Here is a 12,068-nt window from a genome sequence, read left to right as displayed (position 1 = left end):
TTCACCGGCCCGCCCGGTCACGTCATCAGCGCACGCAGGTACGCGCGTGCGGGCGACAGCGCATGGGATGTTGAATTGCACGGAAACCTGACCCGGCGGGGGTGCGGACATTTTCCTGGACTGATTTACGTCGTTAGGCCCAGGCTTTCACGGTACTCGATGGGGCTGAGGTAACCAAGGGAGCCCTTGATCCGCGTCTCGTTGTACCAGAGAAGGTAGGCGTTCAGTACCTCGACGAACTCCGCGATGGTCGTCGAACGCCAGTCCCCTGGATAGAACATCTCGGTCTTCAGCCTGCCGAAGAATCCCTCACAGGCCGCGTTGTCCGGGGAACAGGCTTTACGCGACATGGACCGGACCAGATTAGCCTTTGCAACCCGCGATAGCCAGCCCGGCCAACGGTAGTGGCCACCCCGATCGGAATGCACGATCGGCGTCTCATCGTCCTCGGTCACGGTCTCGATGGCCGCATCTAACATGGAATCCACGAGCTCTGCGTCGGGGCTTGTACCAATCGTCCAGCTGACGACCATGCCGTCGAAGCAGTCGATCATGGGCGATAGATATACCTTCCCCGCGGGAATCTGGAATTCGGAGATGTCCGTCACCCACCTTTCGTTGGGGGCGTCAGCGTGGAAATCGCGATTGATGATGTTCTCTGGGGCAGGGCTGATTTCGCCGATATAAGAACGGTATCGGCGCCGTTTGGGCCTGGCCGCGTGTAGGCCGCCTTGTTTCATGAGGCGACGCACAACTTTCTCCGATAGAAACGCCCGTTGCCGGCTGAGCGCTGCCTGCACCCGACGATAGCCGTAGGATCGGTGATTGTCCTCGAAGATCTCTGCAACGGTACAACGGACCTCTGCGTATTTGTCGGCAACCCGTATGGACGATCGATGATAGAAATAGGAGCTGCGCGCCAGGTCCAACCGCGCAAGCAGCTCAGCCAAACCGTATTCTTCTCTCAGGGCGTCAACCAGCGCCGTCTTCTCCCGGTTGCTCAGGAGTGGCAGGTCGACGCCCAGGTCTTTTTTTACGAGTTCATTCGCCTTCTTCAACAGGTCGTGTTCAAGCTGCAGATTGCGAATGTCGCGCCGAAGCTCTTCGACCTGCCGCTCCAGTTCGTCCCGATCCGTCTCTGCGGGTGATCTCTTGTCGCGCTTCATGGATGCAGGGGCCTCTCGCCCGAGTAACTGGTTTTTCCAGTTGTACAGCGTCACCCTGTCGACGTCCAGCGCTCGCGCCACCGCCTCCGCACTTCCTTGCCGTGTGCACAGTTCGTACACTGCGGCTTGCCTGGATGGCAATGACGCGGCCGGCCGCCCTCGTTTGCCAACCACGTATTTCCTGGTTTCCGGATAGCGCTCGCGAACCCACGCCGTCAGTATCTGGCGACAGGGATAGCCTAATGCCCGGAGGGTGAAGCTGAGGCACTGCCCGTGATTGACGTAATGCTCGAGTGCCAGGTTCTTCTGTTCCTCTGAGTACTTCGGATTTACGCGGACATACTCCTTCTGCAGATCGCCACTGCTCTCGAATTCCGCACACCATGCTTTGAGAGAATTCTTCATGGGGTATTCGATTCGAACACCGCGCTAACATTCATGAATCATTCCTCAAACTCGGTTGCTGTTCGATCTGCTGGCACGCTCGTCAGCGCGCAACAGTCTCTCTGAAGCCGATTCTGAGTTTCACAAGGCTGTTCGACTAACTTCCAGCATCGCCGGGAATCCGATGATCAGACATCGTATCCTGTGCGCGCTCGGATTTCCAACGCCGAAGGTTACGAAGCAGAGTCCTCCTGTCAACGTTCAGTTTTCGCGCCACGAATCGTGCTGAGTACTCTCCAAGCAACGCGCTTGCGCGCTCACATTGCTCATCATCAAGCGCCAATGGCCGTCCGATTTGCCTCCCACGGGCCCGCGCGGCAGCTATCCCGGCACGCGTGCGCTCGCTGATAAGGCCGCGCTCGAATTCCGCAAGTGCTGCTAGCAGGTGAAAGGTAAACCGCCCAGCGGTGGACTTTGTATCGACCGACTCTGTCAGCGAAACAACACGAACGTTGCGCCCCTCCAGGTCGCCGATGATGGAGACCAGATGGCGAAGGGAGCGCCCAAGACGGTCCAAACGCCAGACCACCAGGGTGGTGCCGGGCTGCGCCGCAGTGAGCGCCTCGCGCAAGCCGGGACGGTCAGCTCGCGTCCCGGGCACCCCCTGATCTGAGTAAGTAATGCTGCAGCCATACAAAATCAGTGCATCCAGTTGCAGATCAAGATTTTGCTCATCTGTTGATACACGTGCATATCCAATCTTTCTGCTCGTAGGCATCTACTTCTCCGACCTCAATGAGCACGCCATGCGCCCGCGCCGGGTCATTTGTTGCATTGTCCAGCGTCGTTCTCGATAACCGCCGTCTGATCGCACTATCGCGGTTAGGACAGCGACGATACATCGCCAAACGTACCTTTCGGAGTACGATTCTGTCAAGAAAACTCAATTGTAAGGTGTTGATCGCCGACCGGGAGAATTGTTAAATTTGCGTGGTGCACCCATTGCATTTGCTCCGCTTCTTGTAAGGAATTATTCCGGTATTTATTATGCACATTTTTTGAGAGCGACACTTTCGCTAGCGATTAGCGCACGCTCAATGTATCCGGAACGACCCATAGCACATGCAGTCGTCCGTTCATTGCGAAGCTAGTACGGGTCAATTTCGAGAGATGGGCCAGCAGCTTATCATCATTGGGCAGCAGTAGCCGGTATAACGGACGCGCACAATCGATGTCCGTTATCCATGAAATCCTAGAAAATTTTCATGGAGTCCACAACGAGCCCCCGAGCAAATATCTGAAGAACTTCAAGATGAGAACGATTGTAAATTCCGTGATCGCGATACACAATCGCCATGTCCTGCAGGAATTTGGCGAGGTACTGCTTTACAATTCCTTGGTCCTGTCCGTAATCGATCGGATCTGCCGCAATCAATTTTTCCACCACACGGCAAGTGTTAAGAAGAACTTTAATGTCCGGAGCAAAAGGCTCTGCGAACATCTCGGTGACCATGTTGAGTTCGGCGTCCGCGAATGATGGGAACCATATGCCCATTAATCGCCTTTTTACCCTCCCAACAAATTCCCGAAATATCGGCGCAAATAAGTTTGAAGTATTATCTGAGTAAACACGATAACTGATTAGGGTTGAATCTACGTTTGAAAAATTTCCGCCCTTTTCCATGATTGATACCAGATAATCATAATCCTCAGCGACCCGAAGGGTTTCATCGAAAGATATTCCGTGTTGCTCTACAAAATCCCGCCGCACCATCATCGCCCCTCCGGACAGATGGTTTGCTGCCGCAACCAAATGGGCTTTGATCCGACTATCGGAGAGTGGAAATCGGATGAGTTGACGGGGCACCCCGCCAAATTGCTCCATATGCGAGCCAACTGCCACCAGCCTATCGTTGGCATGGAAAGCGTTCAATTGCATATCGATTCGTTCTGGGGCGGCGACATCATCGGAGTCAAGTCGCGCTATGAATCTCCCACGTGAAGTGCGAAATCCAACGTTCAGAGCTGCAGAAACACCAAGATTCCTTTCCAAACGAACAATGCGGACGCGGGGATCCCATCTTGCAGCATCAACCGCGACTCGGCTCGTCTCGTCTGTCGATCCATCATCAACAATTACTAGTTCGATTCGCGTAAAAGTCTGTCGAAGAATAGACTCAACGGCCTCGCCAATGAATTTCGCCCTGTTATACGCCGGAATAACAACACTTACGAGCGGAGACATATTTGTCATTCAACCGCCTCCAGATCACTATCTCTGAAGAGTAAACAGATGAAAGGTGGGATCGGCATATCCTCACAATTACTCCGAAGCCCTCCAGACTTCTCTGGCGCGCACACAATATTTTTAATCGATTATGTCAGGCCGCAGACTCCCCATATTCATGTAAAATGCCTATCGCTAAAAGAAGGAACGATGTGCCGCCACAGCGGGTTAACCACTTTTCCGTACCCAACCGCTCGTAGTGCGATATCAGTCGCTTGATCGTGTCTCGCAACATGGCAACGACGAACCCCTTGCTCGGAATGAGCTTGATTTCTGGCGCTCGAATGCACGGCCATGGAAGAATTAATGGTCACTCAGCATGTCGGCAGGAAAGTACGCAAGCGCTGTACAAAGATCTTCGGGAAAGAAATACTTGCCAAGTCAGTCCGGATAAAATTGGGCAAAATGTCAGGACCTGTCGTCCTGTGCATATGCAGAAAAGCGATCTTCTTCACTCGAACACAGCCAAGTGTTGTATCAGGACAGGAGCACAAAGACATTATGGAAAAACTGCATGTCCCCGGCTCCCCTCAGTTTCAACTAAAACTTGTGCCGAAGCCCGACCCGCCCAACGAATTGATGATCACCTGACGAAGCCCCTGTAGTTCCGACGATCCATGCTGGTCCAGCAGCACCCGTTGCCTGCTGATAGAAAGCCTGAGCGTATACGTCGGTCCGTTTCGACAAGGCGTAGTCCGCCATCGCGCCGCCTTCATGCCAATGCCCTTTCGCGACGCCCCCTGTCGACACACCTTCCCTCACATGTGTATAGTCATACATCGCGCCCAGCGAAAACGCCGGTGTCAAGGCAAACCGCGCATTCACTTCGTAGTTCTGGAAAATCATGGAGGAGAAGCCAACGAGATTGTGGACGTTCGTGTATGAAAACACTCCGCCCAGCGTAATCTGCCCAAGCGTCACATTGACGCCCGCAGCCGCAACGCGCTGCCACCCCGCAGAGGCAAACGGGTCGCCGTCCGTCACAGCGCCAAACGTGGTCCGCGCCTGCTTGTTAACGTTCAGGTACGCGGCACCGATGACCACCGGACCGTTGCTGTAGGAGCCGCCTGCGCTCCATGCACGGTTCGTCTTCGTGCCGCCGGGATCATTACTGAAACCATAGAGGCCTCCGAACTGCAAGCCTCCAAAGATCGGGCTCGTGTACTTCACCGAATTGTTGATACGGAAAGAGTTGTCTGTATTGTCATTATCGAAAGGATGTGAGAAGAACTCGCCGCCCCAACTTCCATTGGCCGTGAGCGGGCCTACGTAGTCCACCACAGAGTCATATTGGCGCCCCATGGTCAGCGTGCCTGCAGTTGCTGAATTCAGCCCCACATACGCCTGCCGCCCAAACATCCGGCCACCCTGGCCAAGCGCGCCGTTGTTGACATCGAAACCGTTTTCAAGCCGGAAAACAGCCTGCAGCCCCCCGCCGAGTTCTTCCGTGCCGGCCAGTCCCCAGCGACTACCCTGAGCAACACCGCTTTCCATCTGGTACGCTCGCTTTCCGCCAACGTTCGATGTGAAATCGAAGCCCTCGTCAACGAGGCCGTAAAGCGTCACACTGCTCTGGGCCGATGATACCGACGAAAGTAAGCCTAGAACCGCGCCCGCAAAGATCAGTTTTTTCATTGCCTTTCTCCCTGTTCTCGAGCCATCGTCAATTGGCGCGGGGGCGGCTCGTTCTCCCCTGTTGCCCATACTGCTTGTCGCTCGGACGTCGTAGACCTGTCGGCTCTGACCCGCTAGTTGCGGCATATCACATAGTCGAGGCGCGCCCATAGGTATCCTCCAGCCTCACGATGTCGTCCTCGCCGAGGTAGGCACCTGACTGGACTTCAATCAACTCGAGCGGAATTTTTCCGGGGTTGCTGAGCCGGTGCGTCGTGCCAACGGGGATATACGTAGACTGGTTCTCACTGAGCATGACCTGCTGCGTGCCGTTGGTGACGAGCGCAGTACCCTTGACGACGATCCAGTGCTCGGCCCGGTGGTGGTGCATCTGCAGGCTCAACTGTGCCGAGGGATTCACTACGATCCGTTTCACCTGGAACCGGTCGCCGCGGTCGATGACTTCGAACGAGCCCCACGGTCGTACTACGCGACGATGGGAAACCGATTCGCCCCGGCCTGATGCGTTCAATGCCTCCACGATCTTGCGGACATCCTGGACCCGGTCGCGTCGTGCCACGAGAAGGGCATCGGCAGTCTCGACAATCACAAGATCGTCTACTCCGATGGCTGCAATCAGGCGGTGCTCAGAGCGGATGTAGCAGCGCGACACGCCCTCGGTCAGCACGTCGCCGGTCACGACATTGCCATCGCTGCTGCCAGGCGCGATATCGGCGAGCGCACTCCACGAACCGATGTCGCTCCAACCGATCCGATCAGCGACGACGACCGCAGCCCTGTCGGTGCGCTCCATCACTGCGTGGTCGATCGAGATACCCGGGCAGGCCGAGAAGTGCATCTCGTCGAGAAACACAAAGAGACCATCACGATTCGCATGCCACCAAGCCATTTCAGCCTCCGCCAGCAGCTTCGGCTCACAGCGGCGTAGTTCGTCGATACAGGCCGAAGCCTTCATCATGAACATGCCGCCATTCCACAGATACCGGCCATCGGCCAGCAGTGAGCGGGCTGTGTCGGCATCGGGCTTCTCCACGAACCGATCGACCGCATAAACGCCGTCCAGCCCGTCGAGGGTGGCCCCGCGTTCGATGTAGCCGTAGCCGGTATGAGGCTCCGTTGGCTGAATGCCGAATGTAACGAGATGTCCCTTCTGCGCCGCCACGGCCGCCTGGGCGACGACTGCAGCAAACGCTTCGCCATCCGCAATGATGTGATCCGAAGGGAGCACCAGGAGCATCGCCTCAGGCGAATCCTCTAGCGCCATCTCGGCCGCCACGGCAATGGCGGGCGCAGTGTTGCGCCCCACAGGCTCAAGCGCGACAGCAAGCGGCACGATACCGGCCTGATGCAGCTGCTCCGTTACAAGAAAGCGCTGTTCGCTGTTTGCGACAACAATGGGCGGCATCGCACCCTCGAGCTGTGCAGCACGCAGCGCCGTCTGCTGCAGAAGACTGTGCTTACCGGCAAGCCGTAGATACTGCTTCGGATAGCTGCCACGCGAAAGTGGCCATAGGCGCGTGCCGTTTCCGCCGGCGAGGATGACTGGATAGATACGCATTTATTCCTCCGTCTGGGTTGCTGAATGGTCATGGCACATGGGAGCCGTGTGGGCACGTCCGCGCCGACCAGTAATACCGTCGTGTGCCAGGCAGGCCGAGACATTGCGCAGCCAGCGCCATGCCTTCGTAAGACCGCGCGGGACGTGCCATCGCGTCGCTACGTGAGGTCGGCACGCCTGCACTGCGAGCAACGATACGACCGCCTCCGGTGTCGTGAAGACGCCTAACTCCCAGTCCCGGTACAGCGGATAGCGCAGCAGTGCGCCCGCTGTCAGCATGTCCAGGGTGAGTGGGCGTGCACGCGCGGGAATGTCTGTGATGGCGTCATGCGTCAGTCCCCAGCCGGCATAGAAAGGCATGCCGTACGTGAAGACAGCTTTGTCGCGAAGCAACGCGTCGAAGCCCACTAGAGATGTCAGCGTGTGAACCTCGTCGGCCACTTCGATCAGCGACACGATGTCCGCCTCCGTATCGACCATGTCCACCATGGCCTGCAAAGGCGCATCGTTTCCCAATCCGTCGCGATTGCCTGCAGTCACGTCTGGATGTGGCCGGTACACGAGCCACGTGTGCGGACGCCGTTTGCGGACTTCGACAAGCAGGGCTTCGATCGTATGAATATCCGGGCAGCCGAGGCACACCGACGCATCGTCTGCCACCTGCCCGGGTACTAGAACGACCCGCACACCAGCAGGCGGTGTCCAGGCCGGGCGGCGGCGCCCCAGGTTGTACTTGGTCAATCCAGCGGCGACGATGCTTTCACGTAACGCACGCGCTCTATCGAGTTCGGCCTCGTCAAAAGTCGCCTCGTTGAGCAAGGCCACAAGGTCACCGGGATGCTGCGGGTCAAAATAGATCCCTGTACGATCCATTACCTGGCTGCGGGGAGTTGACAGGTCCGAACCCAGACCGCATGAGTGCAGGAAGCCGTCTTCGACGGTGAGCCGCTTGCCCGTAAGGAGTGTCAGGCCGCCCATGGCACCCCACATGGCGATATAGTCGCGGGCATCAGCAGCAGAGGCTTTCCCTGTCCAGCGAACCCGCGCCCTGCCCGCTTCCAGAAAGGGCCTGACGAAGGGGCGCTTCCACAGCTGAAATCCGCAGGCGGTGATTGAATCTATATCGCCGTACCGCTGTGCGACCTCGTTCTGCAGCTCGATGCTTGCGATAACAGCTTCAAGCTGGCCTTGCACGTGCGTCGCGGGATCCACGTAGCGCGCAAGCCGCACAAAGATTGCATAGAACAGTGCGCCGCGTGTGGGCGAAAAGCGTCGGCCCGGCTGAGGAAGACAGTCATCGGTCAAACCCCAGCCCGCGTAATACGGAGTACCGAACACGTGGACGGTAACACCCCCAAGCAGCGCATATAGACCCTCGGTCGCGCCCAGCGTGTACACGTGCAGCGCATCGGGTAGAGTCTCCCGGAAGGTGTGGGGCGACTTGATTGTGCAGGTATCGCGCAGGGCTGGCGACTTCAGCGTGTCCGAAAGCCATGCACCACTTCCGCCATCGGCGGAACGGACAACCCATATCACTTCGCCAGGGTGCCGGCATCGCACGGTCCAAAGCAGGCTGCGGAAACGCTCCCGCCGCTCGCGCGCAGAACCTGAAAACGGATCGCCCGACGACACGCGCTCATCCACGATGACAACCAGCTTCGCGCGGGGCATTCCACACCGGTCCGCATGCGGCGCTGTCCCGGTATAGGCCGCAAGCAATCGCTTCATTAGGGCGTCTTCTCGTGCGCTACCGGCATCCTCTTCCAGCGCCTGGTTCAACGCGTCGATGAACACCGCCCCAACATGACCCGTTGCCGGCATCTGAAACCAGGAGACTGGTCTGCGCAAAGCCGTCTGGAAGAACGAAACAGGGCCGCTCCATGCGAGCGTTGGTTCCTGTCCCGACAGCCACAGCATCAACCGGGCAAGGCGACGCGTACGTCGGTCTATCCAGACGGGGGCCGCAAGCCCATTTGCAGAGCCTGCTGATAGGCACACTCGTTGGTGCATCCCGGTACTCATGGGGCCATCCCGTCGAGAAATCGGTCGAGGGCGGCAAAGTGCTCAGGCCAGGTGGGTGCGCAAAAGCCCGCGAGGCGTGCCACCTGCTGTTCGCGATCCATACTGGACGGCTCCGCATACGACCGTACGTGCGCAAGCCAACTGGCCCCATCCAGTGGATCGAGATAATCGGGGACCTCGCCTGCCACCTCGCGAAAAGCGGCGAGATTGCTGGCGAGTACCGGCACGCCCATGGAAAGAGCTTCGGCGAGTGGAAGACCATATCCCTCGATGAATGACGGAAAGAGCAGCGCTCGGGCACCACGAAGCTGCGCGAGCATGACCTCATCAGGGCAGTCCGGCAGATGAATAACGGCGTCGCGAAGTTCGCGGCACTGGCCGAGCATGTCAAGCTCATTGCCGCACTTCCACCCAGGACGACCGATGACGACAAGCCGCGGTGCCAGGTTGCCACACTGGGCGACGAGCTCACGCCACAGATGCAGGATGAACCAGTGATTTTTCCTCGGCTCTATCGTTCCAACCATGACGAAATACGGATGGCCAGATGCCTGGGGCGGCAATGAAAGGGCCTCCGGCGTGTCCACCCCGAGTCTCGCCACCGTGGCGGGCGGCATGAGCATTCCGCGGCCCCGGGCAAATGCTGCCAGCGCATCGAGCGTCGCCTGCGAATTGGTGACGATTCCTGCCGCCCAGCGGAGCGCGGTGCACATCCTGCGCGTATGCTGCCGCACGCTGGCTGGTCGGCAATAATGCGGGTGCGTGACGGGAATGAGGTCATGCACCATGACAATCGTGCGGAAGCCGCTCGCCCACAGCATGCGAAAGTAGCGGGCATGCTCAAGTCCGGAGTGGATGGTGTGAAGAACCGTCCCTCCTCTTCCATGCGCGGGCGGTCGCGGATGGGCCTGATTTGCTGTGACGGCCGCTGCCAGCGAGCAAAGCCGTGAGACAGGCAGACCGGTGCCCGCTGGGCCGAGCAGCAACGCGAACACGCGCTCCGACGCTGCGCGCGTGAGCGCCACGGGAACGCCGCGGATCGCGATGAGTGCTTCTGCCTGCCCGGCATAGCGCCGCACGTAAGCGAGCCCGACGCGGTCCACGCCGGTCGGGCGCATACCACGCACCCAGCGCTGAAGGAGCCGTGTGACGTCAAGCCTTACGGGTCCCGACGCTACGCCTGCATATGCTCTCGCACCCATCGTCAAACGATCTCCTTCTCGGGTGCATGGCTGCCCGGGGATTCACCGTTGCCAGGGTACATGCCGGGCTTTGACACATCGTTACGCGACACCTCGCACTGGATTTCGTGTGCAGTTGTCAGCGCTGCGACATCAGGTTGGGCGTGCGCGGCGACATCGCTGCACAGGATCGAACCGTGGAACATTCCGGGCTCCACGTTACCGGCATAGAAGCTGCCGTTTAGTTGCGTGTGGTCAATCAGCCAACGGCGAAAGCGCCGATACAGAGCCATGTCGGGTCTGAACGTATGGGCTTCCCGCCAGAACGCATCGAGATCGCCCTGAAACACCAGTCCCACGATGCCGTAAACCGGCTCGCCGAGCGCCTTCACCGCAAGGCCGTGATGCACGCCCGACAGCCCCACCGTGCTGTTCACGACGACGAGGCCAGCGGCGTGCACGAGCAGCGTGGGAAGATGCTGATCGTGGATGTACAACACCCGGCCAACGACGCCGTATTCACGGCACAGCTGCCGGATGAACTGGCCATAGTCGTTGTGCCCGCGGTCCAGGGGATGATGCTTGAACACTAGGACGAACGATGGCGCACAATGGTCTGCGAATGAAGCGATGACCTCACGGATGAATTCCCCGATGGACCCGTAGCGCGAATGCACATGAATCTGCGAATCCGTCGCCGTCTGCAGCGACACCAGGAAGAACCCCCGGCTCATCGTCTGCGTCAGTTGCCGCGTCACGTCGCGCTCACACACCGCGTACAGAAGCTTGCGCCAGCCCGCGCGCAGCCAGACAAATCCCTCCAGAAGCGACAGCCGCCGATGATGGCGATATTGCGGGAAGAAAACGGCTCCTAGTGACCCGGCAAGGAAATACAGCGCGCCCCACAGCGCAAGCCATACGAACACGTTACCCACTTGTTGTTCCGGCACGTCTGGCTGATCCGGAAGAGACTGGTAGAAGCTGGCATTGCGCGGAATCTGCGAATGGCCGTTTGTGCCGTCCCGCTCCATCGTGACGAAGTCTGGCCGCACATAGCCCTCTTCGAACACCCACACTTCGATTGAGCGCGATCGCGCCAGTCGTGCCGCCGTTGCGTGATAGGCGCGGCAATCGCCGAACAGGAACACAGCATCGATCTGTCTGCGCTGAAGGAGCGTGTCGAGGAATGTCGGCCAGTCGGATGGCGAGCCCGTGTAATTGACCGACCCGGCTGGGAAGAACAGCCAGTCGCCCGCGTTGAAATTGATCTTGCAGACCGAATGCGCGCCCGCTTCCTTCAGACGTCTGGAGAGGCGCCTGAAAAAAGGCCCGACCGGTCCCTGAAGCAGGAGCACTCTCATGCCTCTGAAACGTTGCCAGCCGCCCGGAATCATCCCTGTAGCCTCCCCACCTGCTGGCCTCAGGGCTTGACAACCCGAAGCGTTTCGCGCACCTCACTCGCCGCGCTACCCAACAGGCCAACCACCTGTGGCCCGCTCAGATCCTGGCCGACGATCACTGTCTTCGCGCACGCGATCAGGAACACGACCGCGACGAGCCGGAAAGCGAAGCCCGTATAGATGCTGAGCACCATGAACACGATTGGAATAGAGGCAAGCACGAGGGAGACAATCGGAGACCCTCCTAGCGCGGTAACCGAGAAATACATGACCACCGTGAGCAGCACGGTTTTAAAGACAGCGACCAATAGTGCGTTCATGGACATCCCCGGTGCATGATTCAAAACGAATACCCGGCTTCGTTACGCCGGATGTCCGCCTCGACCATCATCTGGCACAGCTGTTCGAGCGTGGTCGTTGGCTTCCATCCAAGCC

8 protein-coding genes and 1 pseudogene are annotated in these 12,068 nt (G+C 58.7%); all 9 read right to left on the bottom strand.

What is annotated here, in order from left to right; genetic code table 11:
- Positions 1 to 125 precede the first annotated feature (125 nt).
- Positions 126 to 1,586, bottom strand: a pseudogene (locus PXJ20_RS32470) (IS3 family transposase); the annotation flags it as partial.
- A 121-nt stretch (positions 1,587 to 1,707) separates the two neighbouring features.
- Entirely contained in the window at positions 1,708 to 2,328 is a 621-nt protein-coding gene (locus PXJ20_RS32465) for a recombinase family protein (RefSeq protein WP_421032854.1), read from the bottom strand.
- A gap of 474 nt (positions 2,329 to 2,802) precedes the next feature.
- Positions 2,803 to 3,804 carry a glycosyltransferase family 2 protein gene (locus PXJ20_RS32460; protein ID WP_421032855.1) on the bottom strand — a complete coding sequence of 334 codons (1,002 nt, stop codon included), beginning with the start codon at positions 3,802 to 3,804 and terminating at the stop codon, positions 2,803 to 2,805.
- 573 nt (positions 3,805 to 4,377) lie between these two features.
- The gene (locus tag PXJ20_RS32455) at positions 4,378 to 5,472 is read right to left on the bottom strand and encodes a porin (RefSeq protein WP_421032856.1); all 1,095 of its coding nucleotides are present in this window, start codon (positions 5,470 to 5,472) and stop codon (positions 4,378 to 4,380) included.
- 127 nt (positions 5,473 to 5,599) lie between these two features.
- On the bottom strand, positions 5,600 to 7,030 hold the full coding sequence (locus tag PXJ20_RS32450; protein ID WP_421032857.1) for a mannose-1-phosphate guanylyltransferase/mannose-6-phosphate isomerase: 1,431 nt from the start codon (positions 7,028 to 7,030) through the stop codon (positions 5,600 to 5,602).
- The gene (locus PXJ20_RS32445) at positions 7,031 to 8,947 is read right to left on the bottom strand and encodes a capsular biosynthesis protein (protein ID WP_421032858.1); all 1,917 of its coding nucleotides are present in this window, start codon (positions 8,945 to 8,947) and stop codon (positions 7,031 to 7,033) included.
- 101 nt (positions 8,948 to 9,048) lie between these two features.
- Positions 9,049 to 10,170: a glycosyltransferase family 4 protein gene (locus tag PXJ20_RS32440; RefSeq protein ID WP_421032859.1), complete on the bottom strand. Its 1,122-nt coding sequence runs from the start codon at positions 10,168 to 10,170 to the stop codon at positions 9,049 to 9,051.
- Positions 10,171 to 10,256: 86 nt separating this feature from the next.
- Positions 10,257 to 11,594 carry a capsule biosynthesis protein gene (locus tag PXJ20_RS32435; protein ID WP_421032860.1) on the bottom strand — a complete coding sequence of 446 codons (1,338 nt, stop codon included), beginning with the start codon at positions 11,592 to 11,594 and terminating at the stop codon, positions 10,257 to 10,259.
- 59 nt (positions 11,595 to 11,653) lie between these two features.
- Positions 11,654 to 11,953: a hypothetical protein gene (locus tag PXJ20_RS32430; RefSeq protein WP_421032861.1), complete on the bottom strand. Its 300-nt coding sequence runs from the start codon at positions 11,951 to 11,953 to the stop codon at positions 11,654 to 11,656.
- Positions 11,954 to 12,068 lie beyond the last annotated feature (115 nt).

This window comes from Paraburkholderia sp. A1RI_3L, from assembly GCF_048957895.1.
In the GTDB taxonomy this organism is placed as follows: domain Bacteria; phylum Pseudomonadota; class Gammaproteobacteria; order Burkholderiales; family Burkholderiaceae; genus Paraburkholderia; species Paraburkholderia kururiensis.
The sequence above is the reverse complement of the archived record's forward strand: the minus strand, read 5'-3'. Positions and strand labels throughout refer to the sequence as shown.